19 protein-coding genes are annotated in these 18,679 nt (G+C 44.2%); 11 read left to right on the top strand and 8 right to left on the bottom strand.

From position 1 onward, the window contains the following. Nucleotides 1–83: 83 nt before the first annotated feature. The 5 genes from yccS to HRQ85_RS07530 all read left to right on the top strand — a co-directional run bounded on the left by yccS (nucleotide 84) and on the right by HRQ85_RS07530 (nucleotide 5,638). On the top strand, nucleotides 84–2,267 hold the full coding sequence (gene yccS, locus HRQ85_RS07510) for a YccS family putative transporter (RefSeq protein ID WP_048660380.1): 2,184 nt from the start codon (nucleotides 84–86) through the stop codon (nucleotides 2,265–2,267). Between the two features lie 356 nt (nucleotides 2,268–2,623). Beyond that, entirely contained in the window at nucleotides 2,624–2,785 is a 162-nt protein-coding gene (locus HRQ85_RS07515; RefSeq protein ID WP_165690294.1) for a hypothetical protein, read from the top strand. A gap of 121 nt (nucleotides 2,786–2,906) precedes the next feature. Continuing rightward, nucleotides 2,907–3,227 carry a hypothetical protein gene (locus HRQ85_RS07520; protein WP_048660381.1) on the top strand — a complete coding sequence of 107 codons (321 nt, stop codon included), beginning with the start codon at nucleotides 2,907–2,909 and terminating at the stop codon, nucleotides 3,225–3,227. Nucleotides 3,228–3,388: 161 nt separating this feature from the next. Beyond that, complete coding sequence (locus HRQ85_RS07525; RefSeq protein ID WP_172379201.1) at nucleotides 3,389–4,651, top strand: hydroxymethylglutaryl-CoA reductase; 1,263 nt, start codon at nucleotides 3,389–3,391, stop codon at nucleotides 4,649–4,651. Between the two features lie 75 nt (nucleotides 4,652–4,726). Beyond that, on the top strand, nucleotides 4,727–5,638 hold the full coding sequence (locus HRQ85_RS07530) for a LysR family transcriptional regulator (RefSeq protein WP_172379202.1): 912 nt from the start codon (nucleotides 4,727–4,729) through the stop codon (nucleotides 5,636–5,638). Between the two features lie 58 nt (nucleotides 5,639–5,696). Here HRQ85_RS07530 and HRQ85_RS07535 read toward each other — a convergent pair whose 3' ends face one another. From HRQ85_RS07535 to HRQ85_RS07545, 3 genes are all read right to left on the bottom strand, one after another. After that, nucleotides 5,697–6,611: a YjjW family glycine radical enzyme activase gene (locus tag HRQ85_RS07535; protein WP_172379203.1), complete on the bottom strand. Its 915-nt coding sequence runs from the start codon at nucleotides 6,609–6,611 to the stop codon at nucleotides 5,697–5,699. A gap of 41 nt (nucleotides 6,612–6,652) precedes the next feature. Further along, nucleotides 6,653–8,218 (bottom strand): YjjI family glycine radical enzyme, encoded by a 1,566-nt coding sequence (locus HRQ85_RS07540; protein WP_107898808.1) that lies wholly within the window; start codon nucleotides 8,216–8,218, stop codon nucleotides 6,653–6,655. A 283-nt stretch (nucleotides 8,219–8,501) separates the two neighbouring features. Continuing rightward, entirely contained in the window at nucleotides 8,502–9,101 is a 600-nt protein-coding gene (locus HRQ85_RS07545) for a class I SAM-dependent DNA methyltransferase (protein ID WP_172379204.1), read from the bottom strand. A 164-nt stretch (nucleotides 9,102–9,265) separates the two neighbouring features. Here HRQ85_RS07545 and HRQ85_RS07550 point away from each other — a divergent pair, with 164 nt between their 5' ends. Continuing rightward, a complete protein-coding gene (locus HRQ85_RS07550; RefSeq protein ID WP_019825766.1) occupies nucleotides 9,266–10,144 on the top strand; it encodes a LysR family transcriptional regulator in 879 nt (292 codons plus the stop codon). A 57-nt stretch (nucleotides 10,145–10,201) separates the two neighbouring features. Here the strand turns inward: HRQ85_RS07550 and HRQ85_RS07555 are convergent, their stop codons facing one another. Next, nucleotides 10,202–10,552, bottom strand: a complete 351-nt coding sequence (locus HRQ85_RS07555; RefSeq protein WP_172379205.1) for a hypothetical protein — start codon at nucleotides 10,550–10,552, stop codon at nucleotides 10,202–10,204. A 294-nt stretch (nucleotides 10,553–10,846) separates the two neighbouring features. Between HRQ85_RS07555 and HRQ85_RS07560 the strand changes: the two genes are divergently transcribed. Beyond that, nucleotides 10,847–11,743 carry a cation diffusion facilitator family transporter gene (locus HRQ85_RS07560; protein WP_050633104.1) on the top strand — a complete coding sequence of 299 codons (897 nt, stop codon included), beginning with the start codon at nucleotides 10,847–10,849 and terminating at the stop codon, nucleotides 11,741–11,743. 39 nt (nucleotides 11,744–11,782) lie between these two features. Here HRQ85_RS07560 and yddG read toward each other — a convergent pair whose 3' ends face one another. After that, a complete protein-coding gene (gene yddG / locus HRQ85_RS07565) occupies nucleotides 11,783–12,712 on the bottom strand; it encodes an aromatic amino acid DMT transporter YddG (protein WP_172379206.1) in 930 nt (309 codons plus the stop codon). A 255-nt stretch (nucleotides 12,713–12,967) separates the two neighbouring features. After that, nucleotides 12,968–13,642 (bottom strand): pyrimidine 5'-nucleotidase, encoded by a 675-nt coding sequence (gene yjjG / locus HRQ85_RS07570; protein ID WP_172379207.1) that lies wholly within the window; start codon nucleotides 13,640–13,642, stop codon nucleotides 12,968–12,970. A 225-nt stretch (nucleotides 13,643–13,867) separates the two neighbouring features. Here yjjG and HRQ85_RS07575 point away from each other — a divergent pair, with 225 nt between their 5' ends. The 3 genes from HRQ85_RS07575 (at nucleotide 13,868) to HRQ85_RS07585 (ending at nucleotide 16,555) form a co-directional block, all read left to right on the top strand. Then, nucleotides 13,868–14,020 (top strand): hypothetical protein, encoded by a 153-nt coding sequence (locus HRQ85_RS07575; protein ID WP_172379208.1) that lies wholly within the window; start codon nucleotides 13,868–13,870, stop codon nucleotides 14,018–14,020. 260 nt (nucleotides 14,021–14,280) lie between these two features. Continuing rightward, on the top strand, nucleotides 14,281–15,429 hold the full coding sequence (gene yiaY, locus HRQ85_RS07580; RefSeq protein ID WP_172379209.1) for an L-threonine dehydrogenase: 1,149 nt from the start codon (nucleotides 14,281–14,283) through the stop codon (nucleotides 15,427–15,429). Nucleotides 15,430–15,631: 202 nt separating this feature from the next. Beyond that, entirely contained in the window at nucleotides 15,632–16,555 is a 924-nt protein-coding gene (locus HRQ85_RS07585) for a hypothetical protein (protein WP_172379210.1), read from the top strand. 115 nt (nucleotides 16,556–16,670) lie between these two features. On the opposite strand, the gene HRQ85_RS07590 is transcribed toward HRQ85_RS07585, so the two are convergent. Continuing rightward, nucleotides 16,671–17,105, bottom strand: a complete 435-nt coding sequence (locus tag HRQ85_RS07590; RefSeq protein WP_004730224.1) for a YccF domain-containing protein — start codon at nucleotides 17,103–17,105, stop codon at nucleotides 16,671–16,673. A 247-nt stretch (nucleotides 17,106–17,352) separates the two neighbouring features. Here HRQ85_RS07590 and HRQ85_RS26390 point away from each other — a divergent pair, with 247 nt between their 5' ends. Beyond that, nucleotides 17,353–17,478, top strand: coding sequence for a hypothetical protein (locus tag HRQ85_RS26390; RefSeq protein ID WP_017060906.1), 126 nt, complete (start codon nucleotides 17,353–17,355; stop codon nucleotides 17,476–17,478). Between the two features lie 102 nt (nucleotides 17,479–17,580). Here HRQ85_RS26390 and HRQ85_RS07595 read toward each other — a convergent pair whose 3' ends face one another. After that, the gene (locus HRQ85_RS07595; protein ID WP_172379211.1) at nucleotides 17,581–18,657 is read right to left on the bottom strand and encodes a threonine aldolase family protein; all 1,077 of its coding nucleotides are present in this window, start codon (nucleotides 18,655–18,657) and stop codon (nucleotides 17,581–17,583) included. Nucleotides 18,658–18,679 lie beyond the last annotated feature (22 nt).

The raw sequence follows: 18,679 nt of genomic DNA on the forward strand, positions 1-18,679 counted from the left end.
TACGGGCAATTATGGATAAGTATCAAATTCTTGTGCTTGATTTCTGTTAGGATTATGGTTTTTAGTGTGTCAAGTGAGCGACTGTGGACTTTTCAGCCAAATTACGCCTCTATTGGGCGAATAAAACCATAAATTACAGCGTATTAATTCTCATCACTCTGCTCGGTGTGGTGGTGCCTGCTTGGTATTATGGACAAAACACACTGATAACGCCTTTGATCTTAGGCGTTATTGCAGCGGCTCTTGCGGAAAGCGATGACAGCTTTACCGGACGCTTAAAAGCACTTACGCTGACCTTTATCTGTTTCGCGGTTGCGGCTTTCTCTATTGAGCTTCTTTTCAATACGCCTTGGCTGTTTGCGATAGGGCTTTTTGTTTCAACTTTCTCTTTTATCATTCTCGGGGCAATTGGCCCTAAATACGCGAGTATCGCGTTTGGTTCTCTCTTAGTTGCCATCTATACCATGCTCGGTGCCCATGAGAGCACCAACCTTTGGTTTCAACCGCTTCTACTGTTAACTGGTGCCGCTTGGTACTACTTCATGTCGATGATTTGGCAGATAGTGTGGCCAATGCAACCTGTGCAGCAAAACTTAGCCACGGTATTCGATCAAATCGGTAATTACATCGATTCAAAAGCGGAACTCTTCTACCCCGTTTCAGACTTGATTCCCCAACCACACCGAATCATTGAAGCCAAACTCAACGCGAGTACGGTTAATGCACTCAACATGTGTAAAGCGACACTGCTTAATCGCTCTAAACGCGGACACATTGATGGACCAAGTGACCGATTTCTTAATACCTACTTCATCGCACAAGATATTCATGAACGCGTAAGTTCAAGCCATTATCGTTATCAAGAACTGGCAAAGCACTTTGAACGTTCTGACGTGTTGTTCCGATTTAAGTATCTACTGGAAGCCCAAGCCACAGCTTGTAAAGAAGTGGCGAGCTCATTGAAAGTGGGCGCTGAATACCAGCATGGTGACAAATCTGTACTGGCACTTGATGAGCTGATGTCTTCACTTAACCATCTACACCAACAGAACAAGCCCGAGTGGAAATCGCTGTTAAACCAATTGGATTACTTATTCAATAACCTGGCAACGGTTGAAAAACAGCTATCGAATATCAGTAACCCAGACGCAGAGAAGATTGAAGAAGGTGTATTAGACGATACCAACCCACACACGTTGACGGCAATGTGGCACAAAATCAAAGCCAATCTGCATACCGACTCTATGCTGTTTCGTCATGCGATTCGTATGGCGATCACGCTGACACTCGGCTACGGAATCATCCAAGGGTTTAATATTGAGCGTGGTTACTGGATCCTGCTAACAACACTGTTTGTTTGCCAGCCAAACTACAGCGCAACCCGCCAGAAGCTGACCGCCCGTGTTATTGGTACTGTGGCAGGCCTATTGGTTGGCGTACCGCTACTGACTTTCTTTCCTTCCCAAGAAAGCCAATTGGTGTTCATTGTGATCAGTGGCGTGATGTTCTTTGCTTTCCGAATCAATAACTACGGCTTCGCGACCGGTTTTATCACACTGCTTGTGCTCTTCTGCTTTAACCAATTAGGAGAAGGCTACGCGGTGGTGTTACCAAGACTAGCGGATACCTTTATTGGTTGTGCCCTCGCCGTACTTGCGGTCATTTACGTATTACCGGATTGGCAATCGAAGCGACTGCACAAAGTGATGGCGGATGCGCTCGATTCCAATAAGAATTATCTCGCTCAGATCATTGGTCAATACCGTGTCGGTAAGAAAGACAGCCTCAATTATCGTATCGCTCGTCGTAGTGCCCATAATAATGATGCAAACCTAACTGCCGCTATCAGTAGCATGCTGGTTGAACCCGGTAAGTACCGTACTTCTGAAGATGAGAGCTTCCGATTCCTAACACTCAACCACGCTCTACTCAGCTATATTTCGGCTCTGGGGGCTCACAGAACACGTATTGATGATGAGGCGACACACAAACTGGTGTTAGATGCGCACAGAGTAATCCACGAGCATCTAGACGCTCTAAATGATCAACTCTATTCTCATCAAGAACAGTGTGAAGTGAAAAACGCTTATGACCCTGAACTGGATAAACGTCTGAGTGAGTGGCGAGAAGAAGATGAGAGTTCTGTCAGAATGGTTCTACAGCAGCTCCATTTGATTTATCGAATGCTTCCAGAACTGCATACCTTAGCGACCAAGTTTGCAGTCAAGGTTAAGATCGATAAACCGTTTGAAACAGAAGCTTCATGAGTAACAAACAAAATACTGTAAAAACAAAAAGATAACGCCAATCGCTCACCTTTTGATCACCAACCGTATTTATACATTGCTTTACCCATACCCCAAACTGGGTAGAGCAATTACTTGCCTACCCTTACGCCACAAGGGTTACAGGAGTTTTTACATTGTAGGAACTCTCTGACTTTGATTGACCAAGCCTTAACTTTGCCTAACATTTCTCGGACAAAAAACGACCACAGGAATTTATAGTTGTCTTAGTTTCAGGAAATTTCAAACACCATTTAATATTCGATTAATCTTGTTTGATTTCCTGTATCAGTAGGCTATGCTCTATAGAGCATATGGATTTGAACTAAGGTCACATTATGAACACACAGCAATTTGAAGCATTTAAGCAGCAAATACAGCTTCTTAGTCCACAGCAATTAAAAGCACTTCAAGGTGAAATCGACGGCAACCTTGAAACGGAGAAGCCTTGTTTGCTTACTGAAGAAGAGTTAAACGCGCTAAATGACCTGTTCAGTTAATAGACAGACTTCACTATTTTAGCTTAAGTTCACATTTTCACCGTAAATTTCATCTGTTCACCATTGCGCTCAAAATATCGTCCGCCTAGACTCATTTCATACGTCAATAAAAGGTTCTGCTATGTCGATATCTGGTATTCAATCTGGTTACGCGATTATTCAGCAGTCAACTAACATGGCTGAAGAAGCTGCAATCGAGCTCAACCAAGCCTCCAAACACTCTTTAGAATCCGACGACACTTTCCAAGTTAGCGATCTCAGCTTTAATCAAATAGAGCCTGAACAATCCATTTCCTTTAAAGATAAAGAACCTGAACCCGCTTCATCCTCAACCGATTCCTTGATTAAACTGACACAAAGTGCAAGTTACAATCGCGTTGGTGCGAGTGTGGTTGATCGTCAAAACGAAGCCATCGGTAGCCTTCTCGACATTCATATCTAAATCACACTCAAATACAGCCTATATTTTGCGAAACTTTGCTGCTTTTTGCTTCAACAACCACACAAACTGTAACTCATTATATCAGGCGCTTGTTTCTGGTTTATTACTCGGTAAAATCAGCGCAAACCAATTTTCTGCACAAACTTTACTTCATACTATTTATGCCAAAACTAAATCTGCATCGCCGTGACTATGTTTCTATTTTAGGAGGCGACATCTCCGCAGACGAATTAGAAAAAAAGCTTCAACCTCATTTTGAAAAGCCAGTAAATAAACTGACACCTAGCCCCTACCTGACAGAAAAGAATCTCACACGCCGTTGGACTGCTCTCGATAACTCAGCATCACAAAAAGAGCTACTCGACTCCCATACCGAAAGTCAGATTCAAGCTTATGAAAAAAACATCGAACACTTCATTGGCACGGTTAAAGTGCCTGTCGGTGTCTCTGGCCCATTAAGAGTCAATGGCTTATTTGCTAAGGGCGATTACCTCGTACCACTCGCAACCACAGAGGCAGCGCTTGTCGCCTCTTACAATCGTGGTTCCAAACTGATTACGGCTTGTGGTGGCGCAAGTGCTATGTTGCTCAATGAAGGTGTAACGCGTACTCCTGGTTTCGCATTCCAAGGATTAGTTGAAGCTGGGCAGTTTGTGGCTTGGGCTGTGACTCAATATGACCAATTCAAGATCTTGGCAGAATCAACAACCTCACACGGCAAGCTTACCGACATCAACATCAACATCGAAGGCAACCATGTCTACTTGGTGTTTGAATTTCTAACTGGAGACGCTTCTGGTCAGAACATGGTAACCATCGCAACTAATGCTGTGTTTGAATACATCATTGAAAATACACCAGTTAAGCCTGACCATGCTTTTCTTGATGGCAACTTATCGGGCGACAAAAAAGCCAATACCCAAACCTTACGCAGCGTTCGTGGCAAAAAGGTAACAGCCGAAGTAAACATTTCTGCTGAGCTTGTTGCTAAGTACCTTCACACCACACCAGAGAAGATGGTTCAGTTTGGCCAGATGACCACTGTCGGCGGCGCTCTGAGCGGTACGATTGGTATCAATGCCCACTACGCGAATGCACTAGCAGCGCTCTACATTGCTTGCGGCCAAGACGCAGCGTGTGTTGCTGAGTCTGCGATTGGTATGACTCGTATGGAACTGAACAAAGAAGGCGGTTTATACGCGAGCGTGACCCTACCTAACCTGATGTTAGGGACTGTCGGCGGCGGTACTGGGTTACCAAGCCAAAAAGCATGTCTCGATTTGTTAGGACTACACGGTAATGGTAAATCACAAGCCTTAGCCGAAGTGTGTGCTGCGCTGTGTTTGGCTGGCGAGTTATCGATTGTCGGTGCATTCTGTGCAGGCCACTTTTCACGAGCTCACCATAAGCTGGCTCGCAAATAACCTTAATCCGATTTGGCTTGTTCGTTTTTGTCATTCATGCAAAATCACAAGCCAACCTGAATACGTGAGTCACACATGGATTACTTACACTTATCGAGAGTGAGCCTTAAGCACCTCACTGCGCTGCATATTATGCTGAACACCCACAGCGTTACTCAAACGTCTGAGCAGCTTTGTGTCAGCCCTTCGAGTGTGAGTAAAACTCTGTCTCAGCTACGTGACATCCTAAATGACGAACTGTTCTACCGAGATGGGACCAAGCTCATCCCGACTCCCTTTGCGCTTCAAGTCGCGCCAACGGTTCACGCGATTCTTTCTAGCATGAATGGATTGCTCCATCAGAAGAGTTTTAGCCCTCAAGAGTACCAAGGCAGTTTTTCTCTTTCGATGCGCGAAAGTACCTTCGAAGTCTTTGCCTCAAAGATAAGTCGAATCACCACTGAACTCGCACCAAACGCCAAACTCAACATCTATTCGAAACAACAGCTCGGCTTCGATGCTTTGCTTAGCGGCAAGGTGAACTTGATCCTGTTGCCCCATGATATATCCCAGCCGCCGACCGACAACAAAGAGCTGGTTTGGGAAACAATTCTTCCCGATGAGATGGTTTGTTTGATGGGCGCACACCACCCTCTTGCTCAGCAAGAACTGACGGTGGAAGGCTACCTAGATTACAAGCACATTGGGATTTTAGATAACGAACTGTCTCAACCTTACTTTGAGCAAAGCTTGGTACAACGTCACAAGCCTAGAGAAATGGCCATATCGGTCTCGGACTTTGGGGCTGCGGCTGTACTTTGTCATCATACTCCCTTCCTGTTCACTTGTTCGAAGCTGTGGGTTAAGCATGCAAAGCAAGCTCAGGGCTTAGTGAGCAAACCCTTGCCTTTTGATTACGGTAAGGTGGCGTACAGCCTAGTGTGGAACAAGCCAAATATGAATGATCAGGCCATCAAATGGTTGCGCGACTTGTTCTTAGAAGCTTAATCCTTTTAATGATTCAACGTTGTTATAAGCCTGACTGAGCGTCTAAACAGATTAAAAGCTAGGTATAGACCTCAGGCGTTTGCATCGGTCTTTGAACTATCGTGTAGAGCTTATCGTGAAAGCTCTGCATCTGCTGTTCGGTGCATTTCGGCCAATCTAACGCTTCGCCAATCACACCATGATGTTGAAACGCATTCAGTCGAATTCGAACATCACTTGGTAGAATCTTCAAGTAACGCCCCACCTGTTCAATTTCATCTTCAAGGTCGCTTTTATTCGGAATATGCAGCAACCTAACTTCGTGCAGTTTTCCTTTATCTGCTAAGTAGTTAATGGTTTCAAACACCCTATGGTTGCCTCTGCCTACTAACCATTGATGTGTTTCCGATTGCCATGATTTTAGGTCAATCATCGCACCATCAAGATAAGGCAATATTCGCTCCCACCCTTGCAGTGACAGCGAACCATTACTATCAATAAAGCACGTGAGATGCGCTAACTGTGGATCACTTTTAATTGCTTCAAACAGTTCGATGATAAACGGCAGTTGCATGGTCGCTTCACCGCCAGAAACGGTGATGCCACTTAAGAAAAACTGATTATGCCTAACGAGTTCAAGTACTTCCGAGACCGTCATTGTGGTAATTTTCGGGCTCGACTTGTGATCGCAGATATCAATGCACTGATCGCAGTTGGTGCAGGCTGCTGGGTCCCACTTCACTTGGCCATCAACCATGCTTAGAGCATCGCTTGGACACCCGCTGATGCAGTCTCCACAGTGGTTGCAGTGATTAATGGTGTGTGGGTTGTGACAGGTTATACAATCGAAATTACACCCCTGTAAGAACAGTACTAAACGATTTCCCGGGCCATCAACACAAGAAAAGGTCAGCACACGGCTGACCTTCGCTTGTTTTTCTGTCTTATTATTTTTAACCCTAGCCATTTGAGTTGTTAGATCAGAAACTTTCATAATTTGTATTGTTTGGTTATGGGTATAGTTAGATTAAAGCGCTATTCGTACGTTGGCGACATCTCTAAGCTCGCGACGCGCGGTTTACGTTCTAAAATGCCCGTATTCTTCGCTGCTTCAGCTCCCAAGAAAGTCGTGTTAGTACGCGAACCTTGCTCGTCGTATTTAGCAATGTCTGACAATTTAATCATATAGCCCGTCACACGAACTAAGTCGTTCGATGCAACGTTAGCGGTAAACTCACGGTAACCAGCTTGGATTGCGCCTTTGCACAAGTTAAACATCGCTTCTGGGTTAGATTTCACTGTTTCATCGATGGTCAGAATGTCGCTGATACCTGAGGTATAGAACTTGTGGTGACCCGCAGTAGCACGCACGTAAGAGACAGGATCAGGTTCTGTTCCATAAGGAATACGCACACCTGGAGTCACATCTTCATCTAGGCTAATACCGCCTTGAGCATGTAGTAAAGCCTTGCCTTCTAGCCCATATTTCACTTCTGAGTTCTCAACGACCTCAGCCAGTTTTTCAGAGATGCGATGCCCAAGTTGGTTAGCTTGTTCATCATGACCATAGCGCCCTGCTTTACCCTCTTTTTCCATCAAGATGTTGACGGCTTCAGCCATGCCGTAAATACCAAACATTGGCGCAAAGCGATCTTCTTCAATCAAACCTTCTTGAGTTAAGAAGCCTTCGAAGAAGTTAGACTCTTCATGTAAGAAGCGGCTACGAGCGTTCATCAACTCAACCATGATGCTACTGTAGTTCGGCAATACTTGTTGTAGGAAATCTACACTGTCCTCAGACTTTAACGCCACTTGTTTCAGGTTCATACGTACTAGCGTATTTGAACCACCCGCCAAAGGTAGAGAGTTGTAGCAACTCACGATTCCAAAACGCTTATCACCATACGCTGCGGCATGTGCTGGATAGTTGGCGATATGTGGCTTGCTGCATTCACAAATGTTGCTTGCTGCATGACGCAACAGATCATCAGGCGTCACTGCAGGGTCGTACATAAAGGTTAAGTTAGGTGCGATCTGCTTGAGCTCAGCATCGACACGTAAAATCGTACGGCAGATAATGTTGTCTGTCGGTCCGATATTCACATGCATGAAGGCATCTGGTAGTGTGCGATCCAACATAATCCAGAACAGCTTAAGCTTTTGATAAACCTGCTCTTCCGTTAAGTCGCCCACGAAAGGCATCAACACATCGTCCAGTTGACCTAAGTAAACCGGAATGGAAGTCACTGACGGAACGTGATGATAAAGGATGGTTAGCATGTTCAATGCTTCGTCGAAATTAGTTGCCGCGCTAAGCTCTAAATACTTTGAGCCTTGATGTAAGTATTTAGAATAATCGGGAAGCACATAGCGCGGCTTAAATGGGGCGTGACCTTCAAACATGTCACATAGCACACCTTGTTGTAAGGCTTGCTCTACTTCATTGCTTACCGGCATGTACGGTAGGCTAGCTTCAGCTTCTAAGGCAAGATAACTCGATTTCTGTTTTGGAGACAGATTGGCATCTGAAATGATATTGCTAAAGCGTTGTTGTTGCTCTGAAAGTGGTGAAGAAGTAGATGACGCAGATTGGTGGCTCATAATTAAACCCTTAAAATTATTATGGACTTATTTTATATCTCACCGTTACATTTCCACTAATGAAATGTATGCAAGACTGCTTTTCCAAAATGGAAATTAGATACTTGAAGTTAGCCGGCATTAAGACACTAGGAATAGGAATAGTCCGTTTAAAACACGAAGCCGTAAAAATAGAAAAACCCACATAACTGGCTTTAAGGCCGTTAATGTGGGTTTCGTTATTTAGGTTAGCGCTGTCAGAGTTAGCTAAAGGCAATACTCTTAATTACACATGATGCAGTAATTACAGGTGAGGAAGTACTTGTTTACGTCCAACACCCATCAGCACTTTTAACTCACCTTGTGGTGTATCAACCGAGAATGGTGTAGAGACTTCAACCACTGCAAAGCCCGCTGCACTCAAGACATTCTCTGAGCGCTGTTGGCTTACGCCATAGTCTCCACTGCCGTTTTCTAAGTACCAATCCCAGTGTACAAACGTGCCGTCATTTTCAAGCAGCGTGTAAATCAGACTGACTGTGTCTTGTAAGTTCGGGATAAAACCACACACCGAAGAGGCTACCACTAGATCAAATTGGTTTCTGAATGCTGGGTGCTGCGCTGCTAGTCCGCGCGATAAAATATCAACAACCGGTTCAACGTTAGGTAGCTCTTTCTTATCTAACTCTTCAATCATCCCTTCGGAGATGTCGAGTGCGATGATCTCTTTTGCTAAAGGAGATATTTTCTGGCTGAGTAGTCCTGTACCACAACCAAAATCAAGGACACGGGTTCCGTTTAAGTCAACGAGCTGTGTTAACTGGTCAAATACGGACTGTGCGAATACTGCGGTCGCGGGATCTTTATCCCAATCAACGGCGTACTCGTCCCATTGTTTCGCCATCATGGCCTCCATCTTTACTTCTTGTAGGTTCGGAACCCCCCCAGAGTAAACCAAATTAGTCAATTCGTCATAGAGTTATCATGCAAAGATGGACTATTTCTAAGATAGTCAGCACAATATTCAAGATAATATGCACCAGCCCCCCCGCTTAATATGGAAATGAAATGAACCTTTCTCAAGTCCAAGCCTTTTGTTCCGTTGCTGATTTAGGATCAGTGTCTGAAGCTGCACGCCAGTTAGAATGCAACCGAACCAAACTTAGCATGTCGATTAAAGCCTTGGAAAAAGAGTTAGATGTCGAGTTGTTTGTACGTAGCGGAAACCACGTTGAACTTTCTGAGGCAGGCAAAGCGATTTACAAGGATTGCGAAGGCCTGTTAGTGACAGCTGCACGTATCAAACAAACCTGCTTGCATGTTTCGGGGGAATTTAACGCGGAGATTTGGATTGCACGAGATGACTCCCTACCCGATGAGATGTGGCAGGATTTATCGCACGCTCTCAATAACAAGTACCCTTCTACCTCATTCAACTTCGTTCTCGCGTCGAGCGGCGATTTAGCTAACCTAGTTGAAACTCAGCAAGTCGACTTCGCATTTGGCGTCGATTACGAACGTGTCGATGACCCAAGAATTATCTACAACCCGCTTGGTAAGATTCGAATGATGTCTGTATGTAAGAAAGGCCATGATTTGAGTGCGATGCGACGAGTGTCTGATGAGGTACTGAGAAATTCGATGCAAGCGACCATGGTTTATCTTAATGAAAAGGATAATCCAGAGCTTGAGCCCTTTTCGCGTCGCTACATTGGTTTCTCTAGCTTTGACTTTATGTTGGATACGATTTTACGTGAAGAGGCGTGGGGCGTAATGCCAGAGCCACTGATTCGTCACTTGCTACGTGAACAAGAATTAGCGGTGATCAAACACACCTACGGCCTGACTCAAGAAGACTACTGTATGTTTACCGCAGCTGGCATGGCGGAGCACCCGGGAATGAATTGGTTAGCCGACCAGCTTAGTGACTACTTGTTTGATTTCTAGCTCGCGCTTATTGCTTATCGCCTATGGCAAAGGGCAAAATCACGAACAGCACTGCTCCTAAAAAACCATCACGTGATCCACTAAGTAGCGTCCGTCTTCTTCAACCAATACCATTTCAGCGACAAACTCACCTTTGGCAATGGTGTAAGCTTGTTTCCACACAAAAGCGATGGAGTCTGAACGTCTAAATAGCACCACAGGCTCACGCTCAGCAAAAAAGCCATTACTGTGCTGATAATGGTGGCACACCTTTTCTAAATATTCCGGCGTAACAATGTCTTTCATTCTTTGAGTAAAGTCTCGACAGTGCTGCTCATGATCAACCTTGGTTGAACCATCCATCAGATTATCCATGATCGGGTTAGCAATCGCCCACAACTCGTTATCACTGATATCGTCAAACTTCATATTGATTCACTCCTTGTCCATCGCAGTCGCAGTCGCAGTTCAATCTAGAAGACCAATAAAACCTTAGCGACTAATGTGTTTTATCAATCATAAACGATCCTATTTCAGTTGCATAACATCCCCAAAAAACACTCAACGTCAACTTTATTGACACCTTAAATTGAGCTTAAGCCACTGAATTTAATGTGTTTATACATTTTACTTAAATAGGACATATAAACGTCATCAGATAAAGTTTGTAAAGTTGGCTCAATATTAGAACAATGAAGTTATCAAAAACATCTGGAAAATATTATGTGTGACAGGAAAAGCCAAAACGAAAATCGAGTACTATTGTTCTCAGCCCTTTTAGCATCAGGCTTCGCAATTGGCGGATTGGTGTTGGGTCTTCTCGTTGGCTCTCTAGTCATAGTATTTGACGGTGTCTATTCTCTTATCAGCTTACTGTTAACTTTATTGTCACTAGCTGCTTCAAAATACATTAACCGCCCTTCAGATAGAGAGTTCCCGTTCGGGCGAGCTATCATCGAACCGATTGTTATTGCCATCAAAGCCGTTGTGATTCTGCTTGTGGTTGGTTATTCACTTTACTCTGCGATTGGTGCCCTAATGACGGGTGGTCGTGAAGTTGATGCTTCTATCGCAACTCTGTTTGGTATTTTCAACGTGTTGGGCTGTGGTTACGCTTGGTGGTACATCGCAAATAAGAGCAAACGTATTTCTTCAGGTCTGATTCAGGCTGAGTCTAAGCAGTGGCAGATGGATACGCTACTGAGTGTAGCGGTAACAGCGGGTTTCGTAGCGGCTTGGTTAATTACTTTTTCTCCGCTTGCAGAATACGCAGTGTATGCCGACCCAATGATGATGTTGCTAATGTCTTTCTACTTCATCAAAGTGCCTTTCGACATGTTACGTGAAGCCATGCGCGAACTGCTTATGATGTCGGCAAACAAAGATATTTGTGATGCGGTCGATAAAAACGTTGTCGCGGTAGACAAAGAAGCGGAGCAAGATTTGGAGCTGATGGGTGTGACTAAGGTTGGTCCAGAGTTACGAATCAATGTTGATATTCATACCAACGACCAACAAGCGATCGCGGTCGATGATATTGAACGTACGCGCCGCCAACTTAAGCGACGCCTATCGAAGATGCCTTATGAGCTTCAATTGAACCTCAATGTCGCTAGCTAAGCTTTCACCTAGAAAATGACGCTGTAACATCAGCGCAAGTTATGACTGAGATTGAACCTTTTTAGAAGCCGACGCCTTTGCCGTCGGCTTTTCTCTTGTTACCCACCAGCAAGCCAGTGAACCAACAGTTACCATACATACGCCCTGCCAAAACGTCATGGTCAATGACAAGCCCAAAATCACCGAGGAAAGTAGCGTCGCGAAGATTGGCGTAAAGTACGACATAGTTGCCAAAAACACCATGTTGCCACCAAGAATCGCCGTGTTCCAAAGTGCATAGCCTGCGCCCATACAAGCGCCTGCTAACGCTAAATCAACCGCCGCACTGGTTGTCATCACCATACCGGTTTCATCACTCAATGCGTATTTGATCCACAAAGTGATCGCCGTAGCGATAAAGAAAAGCACAATCGCATTCTGACCTTTAGCGACACGTTGGGTGTAGTTGCAGTAAACAGCCCAAATAATCGCACCAAAAAACGCCATAGAATAGGTTTTAGGGTTGGTCGCAATGTTGGCAGCAATTTGGTCGACAGAGAGACCTTGGTCACCGCTGATGCTCCAAGCCACACCAAAGAATGCCAAGAAGATACTTGGATAAACCAGCCAGTTAATCTTCTTGTCGCTCAGCAGCACCGCAAATAACACCGTCAGTGCCGGCCATAGATAGTTGATTACCGCCATCTCTATCGCTTGATGTCGGCTGTTCGCCATTCCCAATGCCAGAGCCAAGAAGATCTCATAACAAACGAACAAGGCGCCGCCAATCAGCAAGTAAGACTTAGAAAAGCGTGAAAGCTTAGGTAACCCCATAACACAGACCAACAACAGCGAACTCACCGTATAAAGGCTGGCAGCGCCACCAATTGGACCTAGCTGTTCTGAGACACTACGAGATAGAGCAATCAAGCAGCTCCATAGTAAAATGGCGATAATACCGTAGCAGCTATAACGATGAGATTTCAGCACGCCTTTTCCTTTATCTGTTTTGATGGTCACTCTATGGTTAAACCAAGTTCAAAATAATTGGCCGAGTACATTTTCGTACTCGGCCATCAACACTTTGTTTACAAAGTATCTATCAATCTGCGAAGCATCAATCAATTTAACAAATCATTGGTCAATTAACGAAACGCCAATCAATTTACAAAGCATTGGTCGATTAAAGAAATCAACCGATTATGATTGTGTATTCGCTAGTGGCGGTCAGTTGTTAACTATTCACTAAGCCAGCAGTAGAGCTTGCAAGTCAGCCAAAGACTTCACTTGGTAGTGAGGATTGATACCCGCTGGAGTTGCCTTTTCTTGACTGTTTAACCAACAAGTTTCGATGCCAAAATCGAGTCCACCTAGAATATCGGAATGTGGGTTATCCCCGACCATCAATATTCTTTGCTTCGATGGCAATCCAACCAGCTTATGCGCATATTCAAAAATCTCGGCATCCGGTTTGGCTACCCCAACTTCTTCAGAAATGATCACGTGCTCAAAGTAATCCGTCATTCCTGTGCGCTCTAAACGGATTGACTGCAGCTCTGTAAAACCGTTAGTGATGATGCCCATGTTCACCTTGCCTTTTAAAGACTCCACCAACTCTTGTGCACCTGGTAATAAAGAACAGATGTCCGCCATCGCTGTTAAAAAGGCACTGTTTAAAGCGGCAGTTGTTGTCTCTAGTTTCTCAGCCCAGCTTTCGAAGCGCGTGTGTTTCAGCTGGTCGGCTGTAATACGGCCATCTTGGTAATCGACCCAAAGTGGCAAGTTAACCTTTTGATAAGCCGTATAATCTTGTTCGTTAAAGTCCACACCAAAGCGAGAAAACATCAGCTTCATTCCTTGATAAGCATCAAAATGGAACAAGGTTTCGTCTGCATCAAAGAATATCCAATCGTACTTCATTTTATTTCCTATTAATCGCGCTGTTGAGCACTGCCTACACTGTTTTTTTCGTTGTTCTTATCGCGGCCTAAAACGGCGAAGCATCACTTTACCCTCAAATTTGTGAGCCTGTATATAAATCTAATAATTTATAGAAAACAAGTCGCAACTCATGATGTATCGCAAATTTTGCCACATATTAAACCAATACCATACAAGAAACACACTTAGGTACCGGGAGGTATTATGAAGCACTTTTTACCGTCATCTGTCATGCTCACCCCTTTTCTTGTCAAATACTATGACGAGGAGCCAGAAGACATCCTTGATTCTGAAGAGTCGCAAGATCCTCAAATTGAATGCAGTGATGACTCCGATAACACGTCGACACCTGCCTAACCAGATCAACTTTCAATGAAAAATCTTAATTTTCATTGTTATAGAGCACCATTCTGCTCTTGGTGGAGCCAATTTATCACGATCCATTAATGACAAAGAGCACAGCCAAAAAACATGAAAACGATTGCTATATGAGCCCTATCACAACGACTAGCCACAAAGTGGTAGTTTGGAATCAAAGTTGTTCCAGATCAATGGTCGACCAGTTGATTGCCGACAACATATAGGAAATTAAAAATCATAATTAACGGAGTTTTCCAATGTCTACTGCATTTTATATCCCTACAATCAACTTCATGGGTACAGGTTGTTTGAAAGATGCTGCTGATAGCATTCAGTCTCAAGGCTTTAAAAAAGGTCTGATCGTTACTGATAAGATCCTGAACCAAATTGGCGTAGTTAAACAGGTACAAGACCTTCTTAGCCAGCGTGGCGTAGACGCAGTTGTATTCGACGGCACTCAGCCAAACCCAACCATCACTAACGTGAACGATGGTCTAGAATTGCTGACTGACAACGATTGTGATTTTGTTGTTTCTCTAGGTGGCGGTTCTCCACACGACTGTGCAAAAGGCATCGCGTTAGTTGCTTCTAACGGCGGCAAGATTGCAGATTACGAAGGCGTAGACCAATCTGAAAAACCAATGATGCCATTGATCGCTATCAACACCACAGCTGGTACAGCATCTGAGATGACACGTTTCTGCATCATTACAGACGAAGCTCGTCACATTAAAATGGCTATCGTTGATAAGCACACAACACCGCTTATCTCAGTAAACGATCCTGAGTTGATGCTTGCTAAACCTGCATCACTAACTGCTGCAACAGGCATGGACGCGTTAACGCACGCAATCGAAGCTTACGTTTCAATCGCAGCAACGCCAATTACCGACGCTGTAGCAATTAAAGCAATCGAGCTTGTACAAGCACACCTAAGAACAGCAGTATCGCACGGTGAAGACATTGAAGCTCGTGAGCAAATGGCATACGCACAGTTCATGGCTGGCATGGCATTCAACAACGCATCTCTTGGCTATGTTCACGCAATGGCGCACCAACTGGGTGGTTTTTACGACCTTCCACACGGCGTATGTAACGCTATCTTGCTTCCACACGTTCAACGCTACAACGCACAAGTTTGTCCTGAGCGTCTACGTGATGTGGCAAAAGCAATGGGTGTGAATGTTGAAGGCATGACGGCAGAACAAGGCGCAGAAGCAGCGATCAACGCGATTGTTCAACTTGCAAATGACGTGAACATTCCAACTGGTATCGCGCAACTTGGTGCGAAACTAGAAGATATCCCAACGCTGTCTGATAATGCACTGAAAGATGCTTGTGGTTTCACAAACCCTAAACAAGCAACTCACGAAGAGATCTCAGCAATCTTCGAAGCGGCAATGTAATCTAGGTTCTAGAAACCAATCGATACCAACACAAACGGACTCACCTTGTGAGTCCGTTTTCTTTTTTCTATCCAATCCCTTTCAAACCTTTATCTTCCTCGCTAATCACTAATCACTAATCACTAATCACTAAAAAGTCGCATTGTTGCAATCGCTTGGTTATAGTCAAACTATTGATATATAGAATAACAAACAGGTTCCATTGAGTCGTAGGATAGCTAGCACCTCATTATTGGCGTCAATCATTTCATACTCAGTTCAGGCAGAGGAACAAAATGAGTGCCACAGTCAGCCGTTAGAAGACGTCCCTGTCGAAAAGGCTTACCATTTTCTGAACAGTAAATTTTGCCAACCTGCACTCTGGTTCGATAGCTTCTTTGTAGATGACCGAATAACTGAAGATGCCAGAGCTGGCACATCTGTACGTTGGTATAACGATTTTATTTATTCTGAAGGTGGCTTGGTCGACTACTCGACCAAGCTCAAAGCGCGCCTTCATCTCCCCTTTGTCAGTAAACGCCTAAAGTTGATCTACGAATCTGTCAGCGATGAAGAGTTCTTGGATTTCTTTCCGCAAGATTCAGAGGAATTAGAGAGCGCACTCGGCCTACGTTACGATGCTTATGCCAAGGGTTACAGTAGCTTCAATATCAAAGCGACACTGCGCCCGCGTATTGAAGCTCGCTACCGATTTACCTACCCTCTCACAACCGATGTGGTATTCAGGCTTACTCAACGTGTATATCAAGAAAAACAAGAGACTGGCGAAATCACTGACATCGATTTTGATCTTTCTTTGAGTGATGGTTTCTTGGCTCGATGGTCAAGCTTTGCGGGGTATAACGACGACCTTAAAGGTTGGAACTATGGTACAGGACTAACCTTGTATCACTACCTTGCCCAAGACCAAGCACTTCAATATAGCGCCACGATTAATGCAACAGATGAGCCGCATAATCATTACGAATACGCTCAGGTTTCGGTTACCTACCGACAAAACGTATGGAAAGAGTGGTTGTTCTACGAACTCATTCCTCGTTATCAATGGGAACGAGAGCCCCATGAGAAACACACCGAAGAGGCCAACATCACCCTACGGCTTGAAGTCCTATTCAATAATGTCTAGCTCAACAACGCCTAGTTAGTATTTATGAGATGAGCATCGAGAGATAAGAACAGAGACACAAAAAAAGCACATCATGCGATGTGCTTTTCAATTCAATCAGGCTGAAAGTGTAATCTTAACCTTTGTAATTTCTTACTCGCGCCGCTTCTGCTTCACGTTTATCGACAACCGTCTTACCGATTGGCGCCAGCGAGATAACCGCTAGCTTAAGGTGTTGAATCGCGAACGGGATACCAATGATGGTAATGAAACACGCCACAGCTGACATGATGTGACCAATCGCAAGCCAGATCCCCGCAAATAAGAACCAAATAACGTTACCAATCACACCTAGCGGGCTCGTGCCGATGTCCATTTCATTGGTTAGCTCGTCACGCGAAATCGCTTCCTGACCAAATGGGAAGAATGAGAAGTTACCCATCACAAAACATGCTCTGCCCCATGGAATACCAACGATGGTTAGGAATGCGAGCAGTCCGAAGAACCACCAAGCCAGTCCCATAAATACGCCACCGAATAGAAACCAAATGATGTTTCCTATTGTTTTCATTCTGTATTCTCCAAATCTTTGAATGCTGTTTATTTGATATGCCGAGTAAGGCAATGCTTGTTCTAATAGGTTCATTATTGTTGAACCTTTATGAACCGTTTATGAATCACTTACATTTTATGTGATTGATATACACCACGGTTCTCTAAATCTACATAGGGCTAAACCCATTTATTTGATACCATACACTTAGATTTTTAGTACCAAAAAGCTAAACAGACTCAACAACGAATTTAAGGCCGAATTTATGAATAACACTGAGCAACCTAAAAAGAAAATGAAAAACTGGGTGCCAATCGTCTTCTTCGGACTTCTCAGCACGGTTCCAGTGTTCATGTTCTTAGTTGATGTGTACATCAACCAGTATATGTAACAGAGCCGGACATCCTAGCTATATAAATGGATATAAGAACCTTTTCCTGTATCCATTTCAGTTCCAATTAGATCAGTTCTTCTTCAGCCAGCTCTTCCGTGATCAAATCAGCTCTTCGCTAATAAAATCTAGAATGTCTATCAGCTCATGATCAGGCAAATTTAGTAGGTTATCCCCTACATACCATTCAATCTTACATTGGTTTGGCAACTCACTGATCGCTGGGTTTCCTATCCAAATCTTGTGTTTCTTCGCTATGTTATCTCTCACAATAATGCCGTCTTCATAGCTCACAGGTAAATATAGGTGAAGCATGTTGACCTGCGGTTGCTGCGGATTAACAGTGAACTGAGGATAGTCTAATAAGATTTGGTAGATCTGTTTTGTTCGCTCAAACAGTGATGGCATCAGTTCTAATCGCTCATCAAACTGCATTGCCGCTGAAACCACATAAGGCGTTCGGTGATAAACATTACCACCTTGGCGCTTCATCCACGCCGATGCTTTCGCTACAAAGGCTTTATCGCCTAACAATAACGAACCACCAAGGCCATTGAGACCTTTATACAGCGAAACATAAGCACTATCGAAGCCCTGAGCAATCTCGCTGTATGACTTTTGGTAATAGGCGCCACACTCCCACAAGCGTGCACCATCCATATGAAGGTGAATCGATTGTTCTTTGCAGTATTGCTTTATAGCTTCAAGCTCTTCCCATTCTGGTAATTGGCCGCCAATTTCGCGCATCGGCAACTCATACAGAGCGGCTGCGATCTCATCAGGCCACGCCTTTAAGTCATCAACATTCCAAGTGCGAAATACGTTGCCGACTGGAAGCACGTTGAAACGATTTTGGAGCTGATACCCTTGGCGTTCATGGCGCATGATATGACTCGACTCATGCATCGCTACTACTGGGTTTCTTTTCTCTTGGCACGCAATTTCTAATGCTGTGGGTTGGTTCATAGTACCTGTAATAACAAACACGGCAGCTTCATAACCAAGCAGCTCTGCGACCTTGTTTTCAAAGCTCTCGATAAATTCGCCATCACCGTAGCTATCATGGCTCACATTGTGTGTTTCACACCATTCAGCCATCTGAGCGAATGTTTGTGCTGGTGTCGGTTCTAGATGACCAGAAAGCAACAAATCACATTGTTGACGCAAGTCCATGCTCATAGTTTTTTCCTTTATTCATTAT

Source organism: Vibrio sp. Vb339 (genome assembly GCF_902751245.1).
In the GTDB taxonomy this organism is placed as follows: Bacteria; Pseudomonadota; Gammaproteobacteria; order Enterobacterales; family Vibrionaceae; genus Vibrio; species Vibrio coralliirubri.

Bases quoted from the DNA above. Each gene is read 5' to 3' on its own strand.
- yjjG (WP_172379207.1), bottom strand. From the start codon at position 13,642: ATGAAGTACGATTGGATATTCTTTGATGCAGACGAAACCTTGTTCCAT.
- HRQ85_RS26390 (WP_017060906.1), top strand. From the start codon at position 17,353: ATGAATAACACTGAGCAACCTAAAAAGAAAATGAAAAACTGGGTGCCA.
- yiaY (WP_172379209.1), top strand. From the start codon at position 14,281: ATGTCTACTGCATTTTATATCCCTACAATCAACTTCATGGGTACAGGT.
- HRQ85_RS07595 (WP_172379211.1), bottom strand. From the start codon at position 18,657: ATGAGCATGGACTTGCGTCAACAATGTGATTTGTTGCTTTCTGGTCAT.
- HRQ85_RS07525 (WP_172379201.1), top strand. From the start codon at position 3,389: ATGCCAAAACTAAATCTGCATCGCCGTGACTATGTTTCTATTTTAGGA.
- HRQ85_RS07550 (WP_019825766.1), top strand. From the start codon at position 9,266: ATGAACCTTTCTCAAGTCCAAGCCTTTTGTTCCGTTGCTGATTTAGGA.
- HRQ85_RS07590 (WP_004730224.1), bottom strand. From the start codon at position 17,105: ATGAAAACAATAGGAAACATCATTTGGTTTCTATTCGGTGGCGTATTT.
- HRQ85_RS07545 (WP_172379204.1), bottom strand. From the start codon at position 9,101: ATGGCGAAACAATGGGACGAGTACGCCGTTGATTGGGATAAAGATCCC.
- HRQ85_RS07560 (WP_050633104.1), top strand. From the start codon at position 10,847: ATGTGTGACAGGAAAAGCCAAAACGAAAATCGAGTACTATTGTTCTCA.
- HRQ85_RS07535 (WP_172379203.1), bottom strand. From the start codon at position 6,611: ATGAAAGTTTCTGATCTAACAACTCAAATGGCTAGGGTTAAAAATAAT.
- HRQ85_RS07540 (WP_107898808.1), bottom strand. From the start codon at position 8,218: ATGAGCCACCAATCTGCGTCATCTACTTCTTCACCACTTTCAGAGCAA.
- HRQ85_RS07530 (WP_172379202.1), top strand. From the start codon at position 4,727: ATGGATTACTTACACTTATCGAGAGTGAGCCTTAAGCACCTCACTGCG.
- HRQ85_RS07520 (WP_048660381.1), top strand. From the start codon at position 2,907: ATGTCGATATCTGGTATTCAATCTGGTTACGCGATTATTCAGCAGTCA.
- HRQ85_RS07575 (WP_172379208.1), top strand. From the start codon at position 13,868: ATGAAGCACTTTTTACCGTCATCTGTCATGCTCACCCCTTTTCTTGTC.
- HRQ85_RS07515 (WP_165690294.1), top strand. From the start codon at position 2,624: ATGAACACACAGCAATTTGAAGCATTTAAGCAGCAAATACAGCTTCTT.
- HRQ85_RS07555 (WP_172379205.1), bottom strand. From the start codon at position 10,552: ATGAAGTTTGACGATATCAGTGATAACGAGTTGTGGGCGATTGCTAAC.